The 21,776-nt window shown below is 66.0% G+C and carries 20 protein-coding genes; 7 read left to right on the top strand and 13 right to left on the bottom strand.

Translation table 11 applies throughout. The annotated features are described in order from the left end of the window. The first annotated feature begins 17 nt into the window (after positions 1 to 17). From rpoD to O3305_RS04230, 6 genes are all read left to right on the top strand, one after another. Positions 18 to 2,048, top strand: a complete 2,031-nt coding sequence (rpoD, locus tag O3305_RS04255; RefSeq protein WP_269575276.1) for an RNA polymerase sigma factor RpoD — start codon at positions 18 to 20, stop codon at positions 2,046 to 2,048. Between the two features lie 254 nt (positions 2,049 to 2,302). Next, the gene (locus O3305_RS04250; RefSeq protein WP_269575275.1) at positions 2,303 to 2,917 is read left to right on the top strand and encodes a DUF6975 family protein; all 615 of its coding nucleotides are present in this window, start codon (positions 2,303 to 2,305) and stop codon (positions 2,915 to 2,917) included. 155 nt (positions 2,918 to 3,072) lie between these two features. Then, the gene (locus O3305_RS04245) at positions 3,073 to 3,924 is read left to right on the top strand and encodes an AAA family ATPase (RefSeq protein WP_269575274.1); all 852 of its coding nucleotides are present in this window, start codon (positions 3,073 to 3,075) and stop codon (positions 3,922 to 3,924) included. Further along, entirely contained in the window at positions 3,924 to 4,346 is a 423-nt protein-coding gene (locus tag O3305_RS04240) for a GFA family protein (RefSeq protein ID WP_269575273.1), read from the top strand. Before O3305_RS04245 ends, O3305_RS04240 begins: the two co-directional genes overlap by 1 nt. A gap of 209 nt (positions 4,347 to 4,555) precedes the next feature. Next, complete coding sequence (locus O3305_RS04235) at positions 4,556 to 5,134, top strand: CHAP domain-containing protein (RefSeq protein ID WP_269575272.1); 579 nt, start codon at positions 4,556 to 4,558, stop codon at positions 5,132 to 5,134. Between the two features lie 42 nt (positions 5,135 to 5,176). Continuing rightward, complete coding sequence (locus O3305_RS04230; protein ID WP_269575271.1) at positions 5,177 to 6,355, top strand: vWA domain-containing protein; 1,179 nt, start codon at positions 5,177 to 5,179, stop codon at positions 6,353 to 6,355. On the opposite strand, the gene O3305_RS04225 is transcribed toward O3305_RS04230, so the two are convergent. The 4 genes from O3305_RS04225 to O3305_RS04210 form a co-directional block, all read right to left on the bottom strand. After that, entirely contained in the window at positions 6,352 to 7,227 is an 876-nt protein-coding gene (locus tag O3305_RS04225) for a hypothetical protein (RefSeq protein ID WP_184166359.1), read from the bottom strand. The genes O3305_RS04230 and O3305_RS04225 overlap by 4 nt on opposite strands. Next, on the bottom strand, positions 7,227 to 8,087 hold the full coding sequence (locus tag O3305_RS04220; RefSeq protein ID WP_269575270.1) for a hypothetical protein: 861 nt from the start codon (positions 8,085 to 8,087) through the stop codon (positions 7,227 to 7,229). The genes O3305_RS04225 and O3305_RS04220 overlap by 1 nt, the downstream gene beginning before the upstream one ends. 136 nt (positions 8,088 to 8,223) lie before the next feature. Continuing rightward, entirely contained in the window at positions 8,224 to 9,108 is an 885-nt protein-coding gene (locus O3305_RS04215) for a hypothetical protein (protein ID WP_184166365.1), read from the bottom strand. Positions 9,109 to 9,190: 82 nt separating this feature from the next. Then, on the bottom strand, positions 9,191 to 9,484 hold the full coding sequence (locus O3305_RS04210; RefSeq protein ID WP_184166368.1) for an Hpt domain-containing protein: 294 nt from the start codon (positions 9,482 to 9,484) through the stop codon (positions 9,191 to 9,193). Positions 9,485 to 9,569: 85 nt separating this feature from the next. Between O3305_RS04210 and O3305_RS04205 the strand changes: the two genes are divergently transcribed. Further along, positions 9,570 to 11,870, top strand: coding sequence for a coiled-coil domain-containing protein (locus O3305_RS04205; RefSeq protein ID WP_269575269.1), 2,301 nt, complete (start codon positions 9,570 to 9,572; stop codon positions 11,868 to 11,870). Between the two features lie 364 nt (positions 11,871 to 12,234). Here the strand turns inward: O3305_RS04205 and O3305_RS04200 are convergent, their stop codons facing one another. The 9 genes from O3305_RS04200 to O3305_RS04160 all read right to left on the bottom strand — a co-directional run bounded on the left by O3305_RS04200 (position 12,235) and on the right by O3305_RS04160 (position 21,757). Beyond that, positions 12,235 to 12,519, bottom strand: a complete 285-nt coding sequence (locus O3305_RS04200; RefSeq protein WP_269575268.1) for a DUF1467 family protein — start codon at positions 12,517 to 12,519, stop codon at positions 12,235 to 12,237. Positions 12,520 to 12,600: 81 nt separating this feature from the next. Beyond that, positions 12,601 to 14,238 carry a ribonuclease J gene (locus O3305_RS04195; RefSeq protein WP_269575267.1) on the bottom strand — a complete coding sequence of 546 codons (1,638 nt, stop codon included), beginning with the start codon at positions 14,236 to 14,238 and terminating at the stop codon, positions 12,601 to 12,603. Between the two features lie 13 nt (positions 14,239 to 14,251). Continuing rightward, the gene (locus O3305_RS04190; protein WP_269575266.1) at positions 14,252 to 15,025 is read right to left on the bottom strand and encodes a type III pantothenate kinase; all 774 of its coding nucleotides are present in this window, start codon (positions 15,023 to 15,025) and stop codon (positions 14,252 to 14,254) included. A gap of 11 nt (positions 15,026 to 15,036) precedes the next feature. Further along, the gene (locus O3305_RS04185; protein ID WP_269576454.1) at positions 15,037 to 15,687 is read right to left on the bottom strand and encodes a biotin--[acetyl-CoA-carboxylase] ligase; all 651 of its coding nucleotides are present in this window, start codon (positions 15,685 to 15,687) and stop codon (positions 15,037 to 15,039) included. A 47-nt stretch (positions 15,688 to 15,734) separates the two neighbouring features. Further along, the gene (gene nuoN / locus O3305_RS04180; RefSeq protein ID WP_269575265.1) at positions 15,735 to 17,183 is read right to left on the bottom strand and encodes an NADH-quinone oxidoreductase subunit NuoN; all 1,449 of its coding nucleotides are present in this window, start codon (positions 17,181 to 17,183) and stop codon (positions 15,735 to 15,737) included. Continuing rightward, complete coding sequence (locus O3305_RS04175; RefSeq protein ID WP_269575264.1) at positions 17,183 to 18,757, bottom strand: NADH-quinone oxidoreductase subunit M; 1,575 nt, start codon at positions 18,755 to 18,757, stop codon at positions 17,183 to 17,185. The genes nuoN and O3305_RS04175 overlap by 1 nt, the downstream gene beginning before the upstream one ends. Next, on the bottom strand, positions 18,754 to 20,844 hold the full coding sequence (nuoL, locus tag O3305_RS04170; RefSeq protein ID WP_269575263.1) for an NADH-quinone oxidoreductase subunit L: 2,091 nt from the start codon (positions 20,842 to 20,844) through the stop codon (positions 18,754 to 18,756). The genes O3305_RS04175 and nuoL overlap by 4 nt, the downstream gene beginning before the upstream one ends. Then, complete coding sequence (gene nuoK / locus O3305_RS04165; protein WP_086129652.1) at positions 20,844 to 21,149, bottom strand: NADH-quinone oxidoreductase subunit NuoK; 306 nt, start codon at positions 21,147 to 21,149, stop codon at positions 20,844 to 20,846. The genes nuoL and nuoK overlap by 1 nt, the downstream gene beginning before the upstream one ends. Then, positions 21,146 to 21,757, bottom strand: a complete 612-nt coding sequence (locus O3305_RS04160) for an NADH-quinone oxidoreductase subunit J (RefSeq protein WP_269575262.1) — start codon at positions 21,755 to 21,757, stop codon at positions 21,146 to 21,148. The genes nuoK and O3305_RS04160 overlap by 4 nt, the downstream gene beginning before the upstream one ends. Positions 21,758 to 21,776 lie beyond the last annotated feature (19 nt).

Here is a 21,776-nt window from a genome sequence, read left to right as displayed (position 1 = left end):
AAGTTTCGAGGATTTGAATGGCCAAGGCGAACATGGCGGACGTCACCGACACCGGCGAAGCGGGTGATGCGCCGCTGATCGATCTCAACGAAGGGTCGATCAAGAAGCTCGTCGCGCGAGCCAAAAAGCGCGGTTACATCACCGTAGATCAGCTCAACGAGATGCTTCCGCAGGACCAGATGTCCTCGGAGCAGATCGAGGACGTGATGGCGGCGCTCAACGATATGGGCGTCAACGTCGTCGAGAACGAGGAAGCCGGCGAGGACGCCGAGCCCGAGGACGACAGCCAGGACGAGGCTGATTCGAACGACAGCGGCGACGATTCGGCCCCTGCCTTCGAGACCAAGAAGAAGGAAACCGTAGACCGGACCGACGATCCGGTGCGCATGTACCTGCGCGAGATGGGTGCCGTCGAGCTGCTCAGCCGCGAAGGCGAAATCGCGATCGCGAAGCGCATCGAGGCCGGCCGCGACACGATGATCCTGGGCCTGTGCGAGTCGCCGATCACGTTCAACGCGATCATCGGCTGGTCGAACGCGCTCAACGAAGGCACGATGCAGCTGCGCGAGATCCTCGATCTCGACGCCATGCTCTCCAAGGGTCCGTCGGCCGAGCAGGTCGAAGGCGCCGAGGATGATGATTCGGGCGAGATCAGCGAGAAGACCGCCGGCGCTTCCTTCAAGGAAGAAGAGGAAGTCGAGGAAGTCCAGGACGAGGACGATGAGGACTCGATGACCGAGCGCCGCACGCCGCGGCAGTCGGACGACGAGGAAGAGGACAACACCCTCAGCCTCGCGCAGATGGAAGAGACGCTCAAGCCGCAGGCGCTTGAGAAGTTCGCCAACATCACCTCGATCTACAAGAAATTCTCCAAGATGCAGCTTTCGCGTCTCGACGCGATGGCAGCCGGCGGCGAGCTCGCCGCGTCGGAGGAGAAGAAGTACCAGAAGCTGCGCGAGGAGCTGACCGCCGAAGTCGAGTCGGTCCAGTTCCACCAGCAGAAGATCGAATATCTCGTCGACCAGCTCTACAGCTTCAACCGGCGCCTCACCGCGCTGGGCGGCCAGATGCTGCGCCTTGCCGAGCGCCACAAGGTCAGCCGCAAGGACTTTCTCGATCGCTATGTCGATCACGAGCTGGACGAGCAGTGGCTGCAGTCGGTTCAAGGCATCGACAAGAAGTGGGCGGCGTTCGCGGCCAATGAGGCCGGTTCGGTCGATCGCATCCGCGTCGAGGTCTCGGAGATCTCGCAGTCGACGGGCATGGCGCTCGCCGAGTTCCGCCGCATCGTGAACATGGTGCAGAAGGGCGAGCGCGAGGCACGCATCGCGAAGAAGGAGATGGTCGAGGCCAATCTCCGCCTCGTGATCTCGATCGCCAAGAAGTACACGAACCGCGGCCTGCAGTTCCTGGATCTCATCCAGGAGGGCAATATCGGCCTGATGAAGGCGGTCGATAAGTTCGAATATCGCCGCGGCTACAAGTTCAGCACCTACGCCACCTGGTGGATCCGCCAGGCGATCACCCGCTCGATCGCCGATCAGGCGCGCACGATCCGTATCCCGGTCCACATGATCGAGACGATCAACAAGCTGGTCCGCACCAGCCGCCAGTTCCTGCACGAGCAGGGCCGCGAGCCCACGCCGGAGGAAATGGCCGAGCGCCTGAGCATGCCGCTCGAGAAGGTGCGCAAGGTGATGAAGATCGCCAAGGAGCCGATCTCGCTCGAGACGCCGATCGGCGACGAGGAAGACAGCCACCTGGGTGACTTCATCGAGGACAAGAACGCCGTGATCCCGGTGGATGCCGCGATCCAGGCGAACCTCAAGGAAACGGTCACCCGCGTCCTTGCCTCGCTCACCCCGCGTGAGGAGCGCGTGCTGCGCATGCGCTTCGGCATCGGCATGAACACCGATCACACGCTCGAGGAAGTCGGCCAGCAGTTCTCGGTTACCCGCGAACGCATCCGTCAGATCGAGGCGAAGGCGCTGCGCAAGCTCAAGCACCCGAGCCGCAGCCGCAAGATGCGGTCGTTCCTCGACCAGTAACTACCCGTATCTTCACGGATACTTTCGAAACGCCTCGGAACTTGCTTCCGGGGCGTTTTCGCATTTCAGCCGGAACGGCGCCGGAACATTCGCCTTATCCACAGTAAATTCGCGATTTACCTTGTCTTTACGTGCTTCGGTATATCCCCGGGTTGCAAAACACTGCCCGTCGGCACGGGGCCGGCTGGAGGATGTGGGGGCTTATGCCGTTTGATTCCGTACAAGTTGCGCGATTGGGCGGTGCCTGGGGCTCGATGGGGGCACTCATCGCCTCCGATGGCAGCGCCAATCATCCCTATCTCCAGCGCCTCGCCCGCAACGAGGAGCCGCTGCGCGACCTTTCGGACGCGGCGCATCACATCTGCCTGCTCCACGGCCGCCATCCCGGCGTGATCGATCACGCGCTGGGCCATGCCCGGCTCGGCATCGAGCGCGACTGGCTGGAAGCCGCCGCCGACGCCTTCGTGATCGAGCGCGCCTATCTCGTCCGCATCGTCGCCGCCGCCGGCCCGCTGCCCAGCACCCCGGGCCATGCCGAGACCGAAGCCGCCACCGCGGCGCAGCGCCACGCCGTGGACATGCTCGCCCAGTCGGATCGTGCGGGCTGCGCCGCCGGCGCGTCGATCGCGATGGCGATGGACTGGGCGGTGATCCGCGAGACGCTGGATACCGCCGCCGAGCGCCTGGGCATAGCGCCCCCGCCCTCGCAGCTGCCGCTGGCCGAGGAAACCGTGACCGTGGTCGATACGCTCGTCCGCGAAGGCTCGCTCGAACGCGCCATGCTGTTCGGCGCCCAGCAGCTCTTTGCCCAGCATCGCGGCCTGTGGGATCTGCTTGAGGCCCGCGCCTCGGCCCGCGACAAGCAGTAACTGCCCTCACGCTTCCCGAGAATTCGTCACCCTGAACTTGTTTCAGGGTCCAACTCTCCACGCGCTATATCGCCAGCGGCACCTTGGATGCTGAAATAAGTTCAGCATGACGAGAAGGCTTGCTTCCCGGCCCCGCGGCCCTTTACGAATACGTCATGCGCTTCGAAGGCACCCAGAGCTATGTCGCGACCGAGGACCTGAAGGTCGCGGTCAATGCCGCCGTCACGTTGCGGCGTCCCCTCCTCGTCAAGGGCGAGCCCGGGACCGGCAAGACCGTGCTGGCCTATGAGATCGCCAAGGCCGTTGGCGCCCCGCTGATCGAGTGGAACGTCAAGTCGACGACCAAGGCGCAGCAGGGCCTCTACGAATATGATGCGGTGGCGCGGCTGCGCGACGGCCAGCTCGGCGATCCGCGCGTCCACGAGATCTCCAACTATATCCGCAAGGGCAAGCTGTGGGAGGCGTTCACCGCGCCCCAGCTCCCGGTGCTGCTGATCGACGAGATCGACAAGGCCGACATCGAGTTCCCCAACGACCTCCTCCAGGAGCTCGATCGGATGGAATTCCACGTCTACGAGACGCATGAGACCGTCCGCGCCGCCGAGCGCCCGATCGTGGTCATCACTTCGAACAACGAGAAGGAGCTGCCCGACGCGTTCCTGCGCCGCTGCTTCTTCCATTACATCAAGTTCCCGGACCGCGAGACGATGCAGGCGATCGTCGATGTCCATTTCCCCGGCATCCAGAAGCTGCTGGTCGGCAAGGCGATGGATATCTTCTACGAGATCCGCGAAGTGCCGGGCCTCAAGAAGAAGCCCAGCACCAGCGAGCTGCTCGACTGGCTCAAGCTGCTCCTCCACGAGGAGATGCCGCTCGAAGTGCTGCAGAACAAGGATCCGACCAAGGCGATCCCGCCGCTCCACGGCGCGCTGCTCAAGAACGAGCAGGACGTGATGCTGTTCGAACGGCTCGCCTTCATGGCCCGCCGCCAGCAGGGCAAGGCCTGATGCCGTACACCGGCAGCTGTGCCTGCGGGGCCGTCACCGCGACGATCGCCGGCGAGCCGGTCGCGGTGCGCCAGTGCTGGTGCCGCCAGTGCCAGCGCGTCGCAGCAGGCTCGCCCACGACCAACGCGATCTTCGCGACCGACGATGTCGAGCTGAGCGGCACGCTGACCACCACCAGCTATGTCGCGGAGAGCGGCAACACGCTGACCCAGAGCTTTTGCGGCCTGTGCGGCACGCCGGTGCTGGCGCAGAGCTCGGCGCGCCCGCAGTTCCGCACGATGCGCATCGGCTTCCTCGACCAGCCGCACGGCCTGGCACCCCAGGTCGCGATCTGGACCGACGACGCGCCTGCCTGGGCGCATATCGACCCCGCGCTGGAGAGCTTCGCGCGCCAGCCCCCGGCGCCCGTGGCGCGCCAATAACTCCTTCTCCCCCTGTGGGAGAAGGAAGGGGCCCGCTCGCGCAGCGAATGGGAAGGATGAGGGGGCATCGAGTCTCATTCCCCCTCACCCTTCCGCCGACTTCGTCGGCTCCCTCCCTCTCCCACAAGGGTAGAGGGATCGCAGTTAACCCCTCTTAAACCACCCATGGCTACGGTTCGCTTGGGGGGGACCTTGTATGGGTCCCATGTATGCGTTTGCGTTTTGCGTTCCCTGCCCTTCTCGCCACCGCGCTCTGCGTCGCGGCGCCTGCCGGCGCGCAATCCCTTCTCGAATATGTCGGCGAGTGCGTGCCCTTCGCGCGCCAGGCTTCGGGCATCCAGATCTATGGCGATGCCTGGACCTGGTGGGATCAGGCCAGGGGCCGCTACCAGCGCGGCCAGGTGCCGAAGGTCGGCGCCGTCCTCGCCTTCTCCAAAAGCCCCCAGCTTCGCCTCGGCCATGTCGCCGTGGTCAGCCGCATCGTCGAGAAGCGCGTGCTGATGATCACCCATGCCAACTGGTCGCGCCAGAATGGCGAACGCGGCCATGCCGAGCAGGACGTCACCCTGTTCGACGTCTCCGAGCGCGGCGACTGGAGCCTGGTCAAGGTCTGGTATCGCGACAGGAACGGCCTGGGCAGCTCGATCTACCCGGCGCATGGCTTCATCTACGGCACGCCCGACCGCGATGCGCCCGCCGGCGTGCGCAAGGCCCGCCCCTCCGCCGAGCTGACCTCCCGCCAGCCCGATTATGTCGGCTCGCTGATCGACGCCTACGCCGCGCGCTGAGGGCTCTGGACGCTGGGCGGCGTCCGGTCCTAGAACAGCGTCATGTTCCTCTCCTTCCTCGACGAGCTGCGCGCCGCGGGCATCCCCGCCAGCCTGAAGGAGCATCTGATCCTGCTCGAAGCGCTCGACCGTGACGTGATCGAGCAGACGCCCGAGGCCTTCTACTATCTCGCCCGCGCCACCTTCGTGAAGGACGAGGGGCTGCTCGACCGGTTCGACCAGGTCTTCGCCAAGGTCTTCAAGGGCATCGCCACCAGCTACGGCGTGGCACCCGCCGAGATCCCCGAGGAATGGCTGCGCGCGATCGCCGAGAAATATCTCAGCCCCGAGGAGATGGCCAAGATCCAGTCGCTCGGCTCCTGGGAAGAGATCATGGAGACGCTCAGGAAGCGGCTCGAGGAGCAGCAGGAGCGTCACCAGGGCGGCAGCAAGTGGATCGGCACCGGCGGCACTTCGCCTTACGGCAACGGCGGCTATAATCCCGAGGGCGTCCGCATCGGCGGCGAGGGCAAGCACAAGCGCGCGATCAAGGTGTGGGACCAGCGCGAGTTCCGCAACCTCGACAGCACCCGCGAGCTCGGCACCCGCAACATCAAGGTCGCGCTGCGCCGCCTGCGCCGCTTCGCCCGCGAAGGCGCCGCCGACGAGCTCGACATCGACGCGACGATCGAAGGCACCGCCAAGCAGGGCTGGCTCGATGTCCGCATGCGCCCGGAGCGGCACAATGCGGTGAAGCTGCTGCTGTTCCTCGATGTCGGCGGCTCGATGGATCCCTTCATCAAGCTCTGCGAGGAGCTGTTCTCCGCTGCGACGAGCGAGTTCAAGAACCTCGAGTTCTTCTATTTCCACAACTGCCTGTACGAAGGCGTGTGGAAGGACAATCGCCGCCGCTTCCAGGAGCGCACGCCCACCTGGGACATCCTCCACAAATATGGCCACGACTATAAGCTGATCTTCGTCGGCGATGCCTCGATGAGCGCGTACGAGATCACCCATCCCGGCGGCTCGGTCGAGCATTTCAACGAGGAAGCGGGTGCGGCCTGGATGCAGCGCGCGCTCAACACCTATCCCGCCGCGGTGTGGATCAACCCGATCCCGCGCGAGCAATGGGGCTATACCCAGTCGGTGAAGATCATCCGCGAGCTGATGAGCGAGCGCATGTACCCGCTCACCCTGGGCGGCCTGGACGAGGCGATGCGCGAGCTCAGCCGCAAGCGCTAGGGCTTCTTCTCCTCGCCCGCGTCCTTCGAGTTCTTGACGATCCGCCGCGCGATCTCGCCGGACTGCTTGATCGAATTGACGTCCGCGCGGCTCTTGTAGAGCCCCTGGAGGAAGCCCTGGTCGAGCGCGGTCAGTTCGGGATCGCTGAACGTAGAGCCCTGGTCGAACAGCGTGATGATCGAGTCGACGGCGCTGCCGTCCCGCGGCGGCCGCGCGCCGGCCAGCGTGCGCATCGCCAGATAGTCCGCGATCTGCACCACCGACTTGCCGATCACTGCCTTGTCGTCGATCACCACGATCGACTTCACCGTCACCTGCTGGGTGCCCATAGTGATGGCCGAGGCGCTGAACCGCTCGACATATTTGATGCCGTCGTCATTGCCGCCGACCTGGTTGCCCAGCTCGTCGCGCACCTCGATCGTGCTCCACGCGTGCACCGGGCCGTCGCGCAGCGCCTTGCGCAGATCGACCATCTTGAGGTTGCCGAAGAAGCCCGGGAAGCGCTTGTGCAACGCCTTCACGAAATCATCCGCGTCATGGGCGACCATCAGCGCGATATTGGGCCGGCAGCCGGCCTCGCCCACCGTGGCGCCGGCATCGAGCGCCACAGCCCGCAACCGCGCTTCGATCGCCTTGGCGGCATCGGGGCCGAGCCCGGCCACGATCGGGCAGACCGGTTCGGCGAAGCGGGCAAGCTGGCCTTCCACGCTCGAGCTGATCTGGCGGACGAAGCGCTTGGCCGCCTTGGGCGGCACGCCCTTGGCGCCGACCACGACGATATCGCTGTCGTCCTTCGGCTTTTGCTGCGCCGGCTTGTCCTGGGCAAGCGCCGGACCGGCAAGCAGGGCAAGCGCCAGAAGGGCAATCCGCATCAATGCTGCTTCCCACCAACCATGGTCCTGGAGATACGATAGGCCTGATCCGATCCCTGCTCATAGGGATTTCGCATCCGGTAGAGGCCGGCGAGCAGCCCAATGTCCATGTCGGTGATCTCGGCGGGCGGCGGCGCGACATTGGGATCGAACAGCGACAGGATCGATGCCGAGGCGATCGACCCCTTGGCGGGTGGCCGCGCGCCGACCAGCGTCCGCATCACGACATAGTCGCCCAACTGACGCACCGATTTGCCCAGCGCGACATGGCGGTCCATCACCACCACCGCATTGATCGTCACCGCCTGGGTCTCGCCCTCCATCACCGGCGGATAATCGGGATCGTCATTGCCGGTGGAGAGATGGCCGACCTCGTCACGGGTCACCACCAGGCGCCAGGCATGGATCGGCCCCGCCGCGAAGGCATCGCGCAGGGCATTGTCGTCCAGGTTGGTGAAGGCCGCATTGCCCTGCTTGCGCATCGTCTCGAGCAGCGAATCGGCATTGTCGGCGAACACGATCATCAGGTTCGGCTCGCACTTGTCCTTGCCCATGCGGACCGATGCCGCCGCGCCGACGATCCGCACGCGGTCCTCGATCGCGCCCTTGAACCGCGCCGGCAGGCCCAGCACCAGCGGGCAGACGGGATCGACGAAGCGCGCCAGCTGCCCGTCCTCGGTGTCGAGCACCTGGCGGATATAGCGCTGTGCCTTCTTGATCGGCGGCTGCGCCTTGCCGGTGACGACGATGCCCCCGTCCTGGGCGGGTGGCCTGGGGCTGGTGGCGCCATCCTGCGCGTGCGCAACCGGCACGGCGGCGAAGGCGGAAAGCAGGACAAGCGAATTCAGGCAGCAGCGCATGCGCATAACGATCGATCCCCTCACATTCTTCGGGACCCCGCATGCGCCGTCTTCTTGGAGTCGGTCGACTGCCCGATGGAAACCAAGGCGTATCGCGCCCTGTCGCCGCTGTCCATCGAGCGCGACCGCGATACCGCTAGTTGGGCTTCTTCTCCGCCGCGGCCTTGTCGCGGTCCCGCAGGATCTGGTCCGCGATAGTGCCGATCTGGCTCCCGCTCCTGCCATTGGCCTGCATCTCGTAGACGCCCTTCAGGAAGCTGCGATCGACCTCGGTCAGGCCTTCCGGGGCGTCCCCCTCGGCATCGAAGAGCGAAAGGATCGTGTCGAGCCTGGTGCTCGCCTTTGGCGGCCGCGCACCGGCCAGGGTGCGCATCGCGACATAATCGGCGATCTGCCCCACCGACTTGTTGTCGACCGCATTGGCGTCGAGCACCACCACCGCGCCAAAGGTCGCCTGCTGCGTCGAAAGCGAAATGCGCGAAGGCTGGGCAACGCCGTTGAAGCTGCGCGGCCCATTGCTCTCGAGCGCGCGGCGACCGTCCTGGTCGAGCTCCTCGGCTACCCGCCAGGCGCGCACGGGTCCTTCGTCGAGCGCCGTGCGCTTGTCGTCATAGGCGAGGTCGTCGAAGAAGCCGTGATATTTCTGGCGCAGCTCGGCGATGAACTTGCTGGCATCCGCCGCAACGATCACGAAGATGTTCGGATTGCATTTCTCGTCGCGATCGACCCGCGCGCCTGCTTCGGTGGAAACCTCCATAAACCGCTTGGCGACGGCCTTGGCATAGGCCGGCGGGAGCCCGAGCACGACCGGGCACACCGGATCCTCGAAGCGCGAGAGCTGTTCCTTGGTCGTGGTCATAACCTGACGGACAAAGGTCCGCGTTTCCTTGCGGGGGCCCTGCTTGCGGCCCTCGACGACGATGCCGGAACTATGGCCGCCGGCGGGCGCGTCCTGCGCCTGGGCAGGCATCGCCGCCAGCCCCGCCAGCACGAAAGTCAGGCCCGTAACCATCTTGTGCATCGGTCGCTTCCCCATATTCCGCCGGACCTTCGCCGGGGCGCCGGCGAAAGTCCACGGGGCAACGAAGCCGATTTTACGGGGATCAGAGGCGATCGACCGCCCGGTGCAGGCGCCGAAGGATCGCGCCGTCATTCGCCTGGCCATTGGCCGCTTCACTGGCCAGCGCCATCAGGCGGATCGCGCCGAAGCTCGCCGAAAGGCCCTTGAGCCGCAGTGCCGCCGCGGCCCAGCCATCCGGATTGTCAGCGGATTTCATCGCTTCGAGGCACCGCTGCACCCCGTCGAGAAACGCTTCGCGCAGTTCTGCGATCAGCGCGGGCTCGTCACCCACTGCCGCCGCGAGAGTCGCATCGATTGCACCCGGATCATACGCCATGGTTCAGGGCCATAGCCGAACGAGCGTTAACGCCCCGTTTCCTTGTCGCTGTTGGACCGGCGCCGAAATGTGGTAAATGCGCGTCATGATTGGGGGAAAACCTGCCGAACCGCTGCCCGCGCATAATGACGCGGAAGAGCTGGTCCTGTCCGAAACCGCCGCAGCAGTGGCTGCGCCGGCGGAGCCCGAAGCCTGGTACGAGGCTGCGGAAGAAGAGGACACGCCCCGGCGCGCCGGCTGGGTGCTGCCCGTGCTCGCGATCGTCGCTGTCCTGGGCTGGCTCGGCGCGATGGGCTGGCTGCTCCGCGGCGCCTTTGCCGCCCCCATGGCGCCTGCCGCGCTGGTCCAGCTGATCGCCGCGCTCTGCGTCCCCCCTGCCCTGATCGGCATCCTCTACCTCCTCGCCCTGCGCACGAGCCGGGCCGAGGCCCATCGCTTCGGCGCCACGGCGCGGGCGATGCGCGCCGAGGCGGCAAGCCTGGAGCGCGTGGTCGCCACCCTCTCGCGCAAGATCGAGGAGAACCGCGCCGCGCTTGCCGAGCAGACCAACATCCTGATCGCCATGGGCGAGCGTGCCTCGGAGAAGCTCGAAAGCGCCGCGGGCAGCGCCGCCCAGCATGCCCGCTCGATCGACGCCAGCACCCGCCATTTCGGCGAGGCCACCGCCGATGCCGAGCATCGCGTAGCCGTGGTGCTCTCCTCGCTGCCCAAGGCGCATGAGGAAATGCGTGGCCTGTCCGATCGGGTCGATGCCGCCGGGCTGCTCGCCAGCGAGCGTGCCGCCGCGCTCGATACCCAGCTCTCCGCGCTCGCCGAGCGCGGCCGCGAGGCCGACCAGATCGCCGGGGGCGCCGCCGATCGCCTCGCAGCGCACATCGCCCGCATGGAAGCGACCAGTGAGACCGCCAGTGCCCGGCTCGAACAGGTCACCGGCGAGATGTCGACCCAGGTCGATGCCGTGCTCGATCGCGCCGCCAATGCCGTGGACGAGGCACGCAAGGGCATCGCTACCCAGGGCGAGGCGATCCTCGCCATGCTCTCCGCCAACCAGGCCGCGCTCGACCGCGCGGGCCGCGACAGTGCCGAGGCGATGGGCGCCCGCATGGCGTCGATCGAGGAAGCGATCGGCCGCATCGGCAATCGCCTTTCGGAGGAACAGGGCCGCGGCGACAAGCTGTTCGAGGGGCTGGCGAGCGGCGTCGATCGGCTCGACCGCGCGATGGACGACCTGCATGTCGCGGGCACCGAGCGCACGCGTAACCTTGCCGCCTCGATGAGCGCGCTCCACGGCTCGGTCGAGGCGATGACGATCGCGCTGACCGTCGGCGACGAGACCGCCCAGAAGGTGATCGGCACCTCCGAGGAGCTGCTCACCGCGCTCGATGCCTCCGCCCGTGAGATCGACGAGACCTTGCCCGAGGCACTGGCGCGTCTCGATGCCCGGATCCTGGCGAGCCGCCAGGTCGTTGCCGCCTCCAAGCCCGAGCTGCTCGCGCTGGTCACCGCCGCGGAGAGCACGCACGACGCGATCGAGGCCATCGCCGACGTGGTCGGCCAGCAGCGCGATACGCTCGCCAAGACCCAGGCCTCGCTGCTTGAAACGCTGGCGACCGGCGGCGAGCAGGCCGAGCAGCTCAGCGCGATCGTCGATGAGACCATCGCCACCACCCGCCGCTTCGCCGAAAGCGCCGCGCCGCAGCTGGTCGATGCGCTGCTCAGTGTCCGCGAGACCTCGAGTGCCGCTGCCGGCCATGCCCGCGAGGCGCTGTCGGCCATCGTGCCGCATGCCGAGCGCGCGATCGAGGAAGCCGCGGGCGATGCGCTGCGCCGGGCGGTCGATGCTTCGATCCGCCGCCAGCTCACCGACCTTGCCGAGACGACCGAGGCGGCCGTGGTCGCCGCCACCCGCGCGTCGGAGCGCCTGACCCAGCAGATGGTGGCGCTGGCGGACACCACCGCCCAGGTCGAGGCGCGCATCGCCGAGGGCCGCAAGGAGCGCGAAGAGTCGGACAGCGACAATTTCGCGCGCCGCGTCTCGCTGCTGATCGAGGCGCTCAACTCGGCGTCGATCGACATCACCAAGGCATTTTCGGCCGATGTCACCGACAGCGCCTGGGCCGCCTATCTCAAGGGCGATCGCGGCGTCTTCACGCGCCGTGCGGTGCGCCTGCTCGATCCCTCGGATACCCGCGAAATCCACCGGATCTACGAGGATGACGAGGGTTTCCGCGACAACGTCAACCGCTACATCCACGATTTCGAATCCATGCTCCGCCAGATCCTGGCCCTGCGCGACGGCTCGTCGATGAGCGTGACCCTGCTCTCCTCCGACATGGGCAAGCTGTACGTCGCGCTGGCCCAGGCGATCGAGCGCCTGCGGACCTAGTCACGCCGTTCATGCCACTCCTGTTCCCCGGCGAAGGCCGGGGCCCAGTCTCGACGAACCTGGCGGCGGCGGTCGAACCTCTCGACCTACATGGCAACCGGGCCCCGGCCTTCGCCGGGGAACGGGCTTGGCTGGAGCCCGTCGCTTGTCTTGCAATGTAGGATTTCGCCTGCTTGGCTCTCGCGGTCCGGCGCTTGCTTGCCGCTCTTTGGCCTGTAGGGAAAATAGGATCACGCCCACGCAATATCCTTGCGAGATGCGCTGCGTTCCCGTTGATAAGGTCAAAATTCCGTCGGCGAGAACCCGCTCTTGGCCTGTACTTCGTGTACTTTCGCGAGACGCCAACCGCCGGCTGTAGGAAGCGCTACGAGGCCTTTTCGGGGTGCATATGCGCCCACCAGTCGAGCATCTCGGTGGTCACCCAGCCATTGACGTAATTGAGGTAGAACAGCCCGAACAGGATCGTCGCGACGATCGTGGTGCGCAAGGCAATGCGCCTCACGTTGAACTCATGCGGCGCGCTCGGCGCTTGGCCGGGAACCAGTTCCACGCCTGCCTCCTCGCTCGTCTTCACGCCGAACGGCAGGACGAGGAACACCGAGAAGGCCCAGAACAGGAAATAGATGGCGAGCGCGGACTTCCAGGGCATGGGATGGTGATAGGGCGGCCAATCTGGAAGCGGAAGCCTTCATCGTCATCCCGGCTTTCGCCGGGATGACGGCCAATACCGCTATTGCTCGATGATCAGCACGTCCACCACGGGCTTCTTGCCGGTGAAGCGCACCGCCGCGCGGCGCACCGCGAGCCGCACCGACTCGCGCAGCTTCTCGACATCACCCTTGCCGTCCTTCTTCACGGCTTCGCGCGCAGCGTCGGACGCCTCGGCGATGAAATCCTCGCGGTCTTCCTCCACCGGAATGCCCTGGAGGCGGATCTGCGGCTCGCCGGCGAGCTTGCCGTTGCGGATCGCCACCGCGGCGCTGATCTGGCCGTAGAGCGCCACCCGTCGGCGTTCGTTGATCGTGGTGCCGTCCGCCGGCAGGATGATGTCGCCGTCCAGCACCAGGCGCCCGACCGGCGCCTCGCCGATCTTGGACGGCCCGTCCGGCGCGAGGCGGATGATGTCGCCGTTCACCTGGCGGATCGACTTGGGCACGCCCTGCTCCAGCGCGAAGCGGGCCTGCTCGTACATGTGACGCACCTCGCCATGCACCGGCACGACGATCTCGGGGCGGATCCACTTGTACATCGCCGCCAGCTCGGGGCGACCCGGATGGCCGGATACGTGGATGAAGGCCTGGCGGTCGGTGATCAGCTCGACGCCCTTGGCGGCCAGCGTGTTCATGATCCGCCCGATCGCGATCTCGTTGCCCGGGATCTGGCGCGAGGAGAAGACGACGGTGTCGCCCTCGGTCACCTTGAGGACATGGCTGCCCTCGGCGATGCGGTTGAGTGCGGCGCGGGGCTCGCCCTGCCCGCCCGTGGCGACGATCAGCACCTTGTGCGGCGGCAGGTCCATCGCCGCTTCGAAGTCGATCGTGTCGGGGAAGTCGCGCAGATAGCCGGTCGACTTCGCGACACGCAGGATGCGGTCGAGCGAGCGCCCGGCGACGCAGAGCTCGCGCCCGGTATCGCGGGCCACTTCACCCAGCGTCTGCAGGCGTGCGGCGTTCGAAGCGAAGGTAGTGACCAGCACCCGGCCCTTGGCCGCGCCGATCACCTGATCGAGGCCCTCGCGCACTGCGCCTTCGGAACCCGAGGCCTCGGGGTTGAACACATTGGTGCTGTCGCAGACCAGCGCGAGCACGCCCTTGTCGCCGATCGCGGTCAGTTCCGCCGCAGTCGATGCACCGCCCAGCGCCGGGCTGTCGTCGAGCTTCCAGTCGCCCGTGTGGAAGACGCTGCCGTACGGCGTCTCGATCAGCACGGCATTGCCCTCCGGGATCGAATGGGCGAGCGGGGTGTAGGTGATGCGGAACGGGCCGAGGTTGAACGGACCTTCCTCGTTTACGACGTTGAGCTCGACCTTCTCCTCGATACCTTCTTCCTCGAGCTTGCCGTGGATCAGGCCCGCGGTGAACGGGGTGGCATAGAGCGGCACGCCCAACTCGCCGGCGAGATAGGGCAGCGCGCCGATATGGTCTTCATGGCCATGGGTGAGCACGATGCCCAGCAGATCATCGAGCCGCTCCTCGATGAACTGCAGGTCGGGCAGGATCACGTCGATGCCCGGATAGTTGGCATCGCCAAAGGTGATGCCGCAATCGACCATCAGCCACTTGCCCTGGCAGCCATAGAGATTGACGTTCATGCCGATCTCGCCCGAGCCGCCGAGCGCGAGGAAGAGGAGTTCTTTTTCAGGGGTCACTTGATTTCCTCGGTCAACGGCTGCGTTCCCACAGCATCGCCAACCCTTGAATGGTCAGATCGGGTTCGATCACATCGAATATGGGGGTGTGCTTCTCGAAAAGCACGGCCAGGCCGCCGGTTGCGATAACTTTGACCGGGCGGCCTATCTCGGCCTTCATCCGCGCGACCAGTCCCTCGATCATCGCGACATAGCCCCAATAGATGCCGATATGCATCTGGTCGACGGTGTTGCGGCCGATGACACTGGTTGTGGCCGGCGCGGTGATCGCGATGCGCGGCAGCTTGGCGGCTGCGGTCACCAGCGCGTCGAGCGACAGGTTGATGCCTGGGGCGATGATCCCGCCCTTGTACGCGCCGCGATAGTCGACCACCTCGAAGGTGGTGGCGGTGCCGAAGTCGATGATGATGAGGTCGCCGGGATGGCGGGCATGGCCCGCGATCATGTTGAGCGCGCGGTCCGCACCCAGGCCCTGCGGCTCCTCGACATCGAGCGGGAAGCCCCATTCGGCCTTGCCCTGCCCGGCGATCACCGCGTCGGTCTTGAAGTATTTGCTGCTCAGCACCTGGAGGTTGTGCAGCGCCCGCGGCACCACCGTGCCGATGATCACGCTGGTCACGTCGGCGCGGTCATAGCCCTCAAGGTTGAGGAGCTGGCTGAGCCACACCGCATATTCGTCCGCCGTGCGGCGCGGGTCGGTAGCGATGCGCCAGCGCGCGCGCACTTCCTGGCCCTCCAGCAGGGCGAAGACGACATTGGTGTTGCCGGCGTCGATGGCTAGCAGCATTTCCGGGCCTCTCAGAGCAGGAACACGTCTGCGGCGTGAATGACATGGCTGGTGCCATCGGCCAAGCGCAGGATGAGCGCACCCTCGCCATCAAGGCCACCGAACAGCCCGTCGATGCTCGATCCGTCGGCAAGCCGGGCGGTCAGCGCCGTGTCGATGGGGTGCGCCCGGCCAAGCCAGCGTTCGCGCACGGGGGCGATACCCTCACGCCAGCGGGAAACCCAGCGAGCGAAGCTTTCGGCGAGGGTTTCGGCGAAGATCTGGGGATCAGGCGCCGGGCCAAGCGCGGCAAAACTGGTGGTGGCGCGGTCCAGCCCCTCGGGATGATGCGCCAGATTGACCCCGAAGCCCAGGATCACCGCATCCCCCACCCGCTCGAGCAGGATGCCGGAGAGCTTGGCGCCGTTCACCAGCAGGTCGTTCGGCCATTTGAGCATCGGCTCGACGCCGAACACCCGCGCCGTCTCGTCGAGCGCAACGGCAGCCACCAGCGCCAGCGTCGCAGGGCTGGGCTCCCCCGCCCGCGTCCGCACCAGCGTGGAGACATAGAGATTGCCGAGCGGCGACTGCCAGGCACGGCCTTGTCGGCCCTTGCCCGCGGTCTGCCGCTCGGCTCTCAGCCACAGGCCCTCGCTCGCCCCGCTGCGGGCGAGCTCGGCCATGTCGGCATTGGTGGATCCCGTCTCGGCGACGGTCCGTACGGTGGCGATCAGAACAGCGCCTTCGCAGCGGCGCCGGTCCACACCTCGAGATAGCCGAGCAGCGGCCAGCCCAGCGGCGAGATCACCACCGCCGAGAGCACGAGCAGCGCCCCCTCGATCGGATCGGTGCGGCCCGGGAAGGCCGGCGCCGGCTCGTCGAAGTACATCACCTTGACGACGCGGAGATAGTAATAGGCACCGATCGTCGAGGCCGCGGCAGCAACCGCAGCGAAGACGTACAGGCCCGCATGCACCGCAGCCAGGAACACCTGCAGCTTCGAGAAGAAGCCGAGCAGCGGCGGGATGCCGGCGAGGCTGAACATGAAGATCGCCATCGCCACCGCGAGGCCCGGGCGGGTCCGCGACATGCCGGCCAGGCTGTCGATGGTCTCGACCGGACGGCCCTCCGCATCGCGCATCTGCAGCACGATCAGGAAGCTGCCGACTGTCATCACGACGTAGATCGCCATGTAGTAGAGCACGCTCGACACGCCTGCTTCGCCACCGGCGGCGAGGCCGACCAGCGCGAAGCCGACATTGGCGATCGACGAATAGGCAAGCAGGCGCTTGATGTTGCTCTGGCGGATCGCCGCGACCGAGCCGAAGACGATCGAGGCCAGCGAGGCGAAGATCACGATCTGGCGCCAGTCGGCGATCGCCGGGCCCATCGCATCGATGGCGACGCGGGTGGCAAGCGCTACCGCGGCAACCTTCGGCGCCGAAGCGAAGAAGGCCGTGACCGGGGTCGGCGCGCCTTCGTACACGTCCGGCGTCCACATGTGGAACGGCACCGCCGACATCTTGAAGGCGAGACCGGCGAAGACGAACACCAGGCCGAACAGCAGACCGGTCTTCTGATCACCCGAGGCATAGGCGTCGGCGATGCCCGAGAACAAGGTGGTGCCCGAGAAGCCGTACACCAGGCTGATGCCGTAGAGCAGGATGCCCGAAGCGAGCGCGCCCAGCACGAAATACTTCAGGCCTGCTTCCGCCGAACGCGCGTCGCGGCGCATGAAGCTGGCGAGGATGTACGAAGCAAGGCTCATCAGCTCGAGGCCGACATAGAGCGACATCAGGTCGCCCGCCGAAACCATCATGCCCATGCCGGCGGCCGAGAGCAGGATCAGCACCGGATATTCCGGACGCAGATCGTCACCCGAGGTCTGCTGGAAGAAGCGCGGCGCGATCAGGATCGAGACGCCGGCGGCCAGGAAGATCAGCGCCTTGGAGAAGGCAGCGAACATGTCCGCGCGATAGAGACCGCCAAAGGCTTCGCCCCCGGCCGAAGCCGGGCCGGCCAGCGCGATGCCGGCGCCGATCAGCACGGCGATCGAGGCCCAGCTGACCAGTTTGGTCGACTGGTGGCCGCCCCAGGCCGCCACCAGCATCAGGGCGATGGCCCCCAGGCTGAGCACGAGCTCAGGAAGGGCCATCATCAGTTGCATCGAATAGTTCATCAGTGCGCCTCCCCGTGCGCAGCAGGGGCAGCGGCGTGTTCGCCATGTTCAGCAGCGGCAGGCGCGGGCTTGCCGGCAGTCGGAGCCGAGTCACCGGCAGGAGCGGCACGCTCGAGGCGCGCAACCAGCTTCTCCACGTCGCCGCGCATCGGCTTCATGAAGCTCTCCGGATAGACACCCATCCAGAGGGTCACCGCAGCCAGCGCGCCAAGCATCGCGAACTCGCGCAGGTCGAGGTCCGGCATCGCCTTCACATCGTCCTTGGTCAGGTCGCCAAAGGCGACGCGACGATAGAGGTACAGCATGTACGCGGCGCCCAGGATGATACCGGTGGTGCCGAGCAGCGCGTAGAGCGTCGAGACCTGGTACAGGCCGGCAAGGCTCAGGAACTCGCCGATGAAGTTGCTGGTGCCCGGCAGGCCAACAGAGGCCATGGTGAACAGCAGGAACAGCACGGCGTAGCGCGGCATGTTGATCGCGAGGCCGCCGTAGCGGTCGATCTCGCGGGTGTGCAGGCGATCGTAGATCACGCCGACGCAGAGGAAGAGCGCACCCGAGACCACACCGTGGCCGAGCATCACCATCATCGCGCCCTCGATACCCTGCGCGTTGAGCGCGAACAGGCCGAAGGTCACGATCGCCATGTGGGCGACCGACGAATAGGCGATCAGCTTCTTCATGTCGCTCTGCACGAGCGCGACCAGCGAGGTGTAGACCACTGCCACGGCCGAGAGCGCGAACACCAGCCAGATGAACTGGGCGGACGCTTCCGGGAACATCGGCAGCGAGAAGCGCAGGAAGCCGTATCCGCCGAGCTTCAGCAGCACGCCCGCCAGGATGACCGAACCTGCGGTCGGCGCCTGGACGTGCGCGTCGGGAAGCCAGGTGTGTACTGGCCACATCGGCATCTTCACCGCGAACGAGGCGAAGAAGGCCAGCCATAGCCATGTCTGCACATGCGCCGGGAAGTCATGCTGCATCAGCGCCGGGATCGACGTCGTGCCGGTGGCCAGGATCATGTAGATGATCGCGATCAGCATCAGCAGCGAGCCGAGCAGCGTGTACAGGAAGAACTTGTACGACGCGTAGATGCGGTTGGCGCCGCCCCAGATGCCGATGATCAGGAACATCGGGATCAGGCCGCCTTCGAAGAAGACGTAGAACAGCATCAGGTCCTGCGCCGCGAAGGTGCCGATCATCAGCACCTCGGTGGCGAGGAACGCCGCCATATATTCCGGCACGCGCTTGGTGACCGAGAGCCAGCTCGCCCCGATGCAGATCGGCATCAGGAACACCGAGAGTGCGATCAGCAGCAGCGCGAAGCCATCGATGCCCAGCGCCCAGGCGAACTCGGCCTGGCCGATGCCGAACAGGCGGACATGCTCGACGAACTGCCACTGGGCAGCGCCCTCGCCGGTCTGGAAGTTGGCCCAGAGCAGGATGCCGAGCGCCAGGTCCACGAAGGTGGCGGCGAGCGCCAGCCAGCGTGCGCCCTGCGCGTTGAGGAACAGGCAGGCGACCGCGGCAATCGCGGGCACCGCCAGCATGACGGTTAGGATCGGGAAGCCGCTCATCGCGCGATCACCCAGGTCAGTGCGGCAGTGAGGCCGATCAGCATGATGAAGGCATAGGCGTAGACATATCCGGATTGCAGCTTGGAAGCGCCGACGCTGCCGAGCTGGACGACCGCAGCGGCGCCATTCGGGCCGAACCGGTCGATCGTGGCTTCGTCACCCTTCTTCCAGAACTGGCGACCGATCCGGAAGGCCGGGCGCACGAACAGGAAGTTGTAGAGCTCGTCGAAATACCACTTGTTGAGCGAGAAGAGGTACAGCGGGCGGAACGCCTCGGCGAACTTCGCGGGGAAGCCCGGCGACACGATATACGCGCCATACGCAATGGCCAGGCCGCTCAGCATCGCGATCGTCGCGCTGAGCTTCACCCACACCGGCACCTCGTGCATCGCGTGCATCAGATGCTCGTTGAAGGCGATGGCGCCGTGCCAGTAGGTCTCACCCGCCGTCGGCTCGATGAACGCGCCGTGGAAGATGAAGCCCGCGGCGATCGCGCCGATGGTGAGCACCAGCAGCGGGATCAGCATGACGATCGGGCTCTCATGCGGGTGATAGCCCGCCGTGCCGTCGCCGTGCACGTGATCATGATGATGATCGTCGTGGCCATGCGCATCGTGAGCGTGCGCGTCATGGGCGTCGTGCGCATGATCGTCATGACCATGGCCGTGCGCGTCATGCACTGCGTGCTGGATATGCTCCGAACCGGCCCAGCGCGGCTTGCCATGGAAGGTCAGGAACACCAGGCGCCAGCTATAGAAGCTGGTGAGCAGCGCCACGAACACGCCCACCCAGAACACGCTGGTGTGGCCGGCGGCATAGCTCGCCTCGATGATCGCGTCCTTCGAGTGGAAGCCGGCGAAGCCGAATGCCACCGGGTTGCCGAACAGCGCCGGGATGCCCACGCCGGTGATCGCGAGCGTGCCCGCCATCATCGTCCAGTAGGTGACCGGGATCTTCTTCCACAGGCCGCCATAGAAGCGCATGTCCTGCTCGTGGTGCATCGCATGGATGACCGAGCCGGCGCCGAGGAACAGCAGCGCCTTGAAGAAGGCGTGCGTGAACAGGTGGAACATCGCCGCGCCATAGGCACCGACGCCGGCAGCGAAGAACATGTAACCCAGCTGCGAACAGGTCGAATAGGCGATCACGCGCTTGATGTCGGTCTGCGTCGTGCCGACGGTCGCGGCGAAGAAGCAGGTCGCGGCGCCGACGACGGTGACCACGGTCATCGCAACCGCGCTCTGCTCGAACAGCGGCGACATGCGGCAGACCATGAACACGCCCGCGGTCACCATGGTCGCGGCGTGGATCAGCGCCGACACCGGGGTCGGGCCTTCCATCGCGTCCGGAAGCCAGGTGTGCAGGCCGAGCTGCGCCGACTTGCCCATCGCGCCGACGAACAGCAGCAGGCAGAGCACCGTCACGGTGTCGAAGCGAGCGCCGAGGAAGCCGATGGTCGAGCCGTGCATGTTCGGCGCAGCGGCGAGGATCGTCGGGATGTCGATCGTGCCGAACACCAGGAAGATGCCGAAGATGCCGAGCATGAAGCCCAGGTCGCCGACGCGGTTCACCACGAACGCCTTGATGGCGGCGGCATTCGCGCTCGGCTTGCGGAACCAGAAGCCGATCAGCAGGTAGGACGCGAGACCCACGCCTTCCCAGCCGAAGAACATCTGGACCAGGTTGTTGGCCGTCACGAGCATCAGCATCGCGAAGGTGAAGAGCGAGAGGTACGCGAAGAAGCGCGGCTGATCCGGCTCCTCCGACATATAGCCCCAGCTATAGAGGTGGACGAGCGCCGAGACGCTGGTCACCACCACGAGCATCACCGCGGTCAGGCTGTCGACGCGCAACGCCCAGTCGACCTGCATCGAGCCGCTGAGCATCCAGGTGAAGACCGGGGACACGCTCGGCTCGGCATTGCCGCCGAGATAGCTGATGAAGATCGGCCACGACAGGGCGCACGCCACGAAGAGCGAGCCCGTGGTGACGACCTTGGGGAAGGTCTTGCCGAAGGCCTTGTTCGAAAGCCCGGCAACGGCTGCCGCGAGCAGCGGCAGGAATACGATGAAATAGATCGCCGACATCAGCCCTTCATCCGATTGACGTCTTCGACCGAGATCGTGCCGCGGCCGCGGAAGTAGATAACGAGAATGGCGAGACCGATCGCGGCCTCACCGGCGGCGACGGTCAGCACGAACATCGCGAAGACCTGACCGACCAGGTCGCCGAGCGCGTTCGAGAACGCGACGAGGTTCAGGTTCACGGACAGCAGGATCAGCTCGATCGCCATCAGGATGACGATGAGGTTCTTGCGGTTCATGAAGATGCCGAGCACGCCGAGCGTGAACAGGATCGCGCTGACGACGAGATAGTGCGTAAGGGTGATCACAGCTCGACCCCCTGCCCCACGGGTTGGTTCACGTTGCGGGTCGCGTCCTTGGCGCGGCGTTGGACCTGACGGCTGATCTTCTGCGGCTTGACGTCGGTGCGCGGACGCAGCGTCAGCACGATCGCGCCGATCATCGCGACGAGCAGCACCAGGCCGGCGCCTTCGAACACGAACAGGTAACGGGAATAGAGGAGCTGGCCGATCGCCTCGATGTTGGGCACCTTGGCATCGATCGGCGCGATGCGGCGGCCGAGCTGCAGCGTGCCGGCGCTATAAGCGCCCACCGCGATCAGGATCTCGGCGACCAGCGCGATGGCAAGCGCGAAGCCGATGGCCGCGTACTTCATCACGCCCGCGCGCAGCTCCGCGAAGTCGATGTTGAGCATCATGACCACGAACAGGAACAGCACGGCGACGGCGCCGACATAGACGATGACGAGCAGCATCGCGATGAACTCGGCATTGGCGAGCACCATCAGACCCGCAGCGTTGAAGAACGCCAGGATGAGCCACAGGACGGAATGGACCGGGTTGCGGGACAGGATGGTGAGAGCGCCGGAGACGCACACCACTGCCGCAAACAGGTAAAAGGCTAGAAGCTGGATCACGGAATCTGATGGCCCCTGT

The organism is Sphingomonas sp. NIBR02145 (assembly GCF_027359115.1).
Lineage (GTDB): Bacteria > Pseudomonadota > Alphaproteobacteria > Sphingomonadales > Sphingomonadaceae > Sphingomonas > Sphingomonas kyeonggiensis_A.
The sequence above is the reverse complement of the archived record's forward strand: the minus strand, read 5'-3'. Positions and strand labels throughout refer to the sequence as shown.

Excerpts from the sequence above, each read along its gene's own strand:
- rpoD (WP_269575276.1), top strand. The coding sequence starts at position 18 with ATGGCCAAGGCGAACATGGCGGACGTCACCGACACCGGCGAAGCGGGT.
- O3305_RS04250 (WP_269575275.1), top strand. The coding sequence starts at position 2,303 with ATGGGGGCACTCATCGCCTCCGATGGCAGCGCCAATCATCCCTATCTC.
- O3305_RS04245 (WP_269575274.1), top strand. The coding sequence starts at position 3,073 with ATGCGCTTCGAAGGCACCCAGAGCTATGTCGCGACCGAGGACCTGAAG.
- O3305_RS04240 (WP_269575273.1), top strand. The coding sequence starts at position 3,924 with ATGCCGTACACCGGCAGCTGTGCCTGCGGGGCCGTCACCGCGACGATC.
- O3305_RS04235 (WP_269575272.1), top strand. The coding sequence starts at position 4,556 with ATGCGTTTGCGTTTTGCGTTCCCTGCCCTTCTCGCCACCGCGCTCTGC.
- O3305_RS04230 (WP_269575271.1), top strand. The coding sequence starts at position 5,177 with ATGTTCCTCTCCTTCCTCGACGAGCTGCGCGCCGCGGGCATCCCCGCC.
- O3305_RS04225 (WP_184166359.1), bottom strand. The coding sequence starts at position 7,227 with ATGCGGATTGCCCTTCTGGCGCTTGCCCTGCTTGCCGGTCCGGCGCTT.
- O3305_RS04220 (WP_269575270.1), bottom strand. The coding sequence starts at position 8,087 with ATGCGCTGCTGCCTGAATTCGCTTGTCCTGCTTTCCGCCTTCGCCGCC.
- O3305_RS04215 (WP_184166365.1), bottom strand. The coding sequence starts at position 9,108 with ATGCACAAGATGGTTACGGGCCTGACTTTCGTGCTGGCGGGGCTGGCG.
- O3305_RS04210 (WP_184166368.1), bottom strand. The coding sequence starts at position 9,484 with ATGGCGTATGATCCGGGTGCAATCGATGCGACTCTCGCGGCGGCAGTG.
- O3305_RS04205 (WP_269575269.1), top strand. The coding sequence starts at position 9,570 with ATGATTGGGGGAAAACCTGCCGAACCGCTGCCCGCGCATAATGACGCG.
- O3305_RS04200 (WP_269575268.1), bottom strand. The coding sequence starts at position 12,519 with ATGCCCTGGAAGTCCGCGCTCGCCATCTATTTCCTGTTCTGGGCCTTC.
- O3305_RS04190 (WP_269575266.1), bottom strand. The coding sequence starts at position 15,025 with ATGCTGCTAGCCATCGACGCCGGCAACACCAATGTCGTCTTCGCCCTG.
- O3305_RS04185 (WP_269576454.1), bottom strand. The coding sequence starts at position 15,687 with ATGGCCGAGCTCGCCCGCAGCGGGGCGAGCGAGGGCCTGTGGCTGAGA.
- nuoN (WP_269575265.1), bottom strand. The coding sequence starts at position 17,183 with ATGAACTATTCGATGCAACTGATGATGGCCCTTCCTGAGCTCGTGCTC.
- O3305_RS04175 (WP_269575264.1), bottom strand. The coding sequence starts at position 18,757 with ATGAGCGGCTTCCCGATCCTAACCGTCATGCTGGCGGTGCCCGCGATT.
- nuoL (WP_269575263.1), bottom strand. The coding sequence starts at position 20,844 with ATGTCGGCGATCTATTTCATCGTATTCCTGCCGCTGCTCGCGGCAGCC.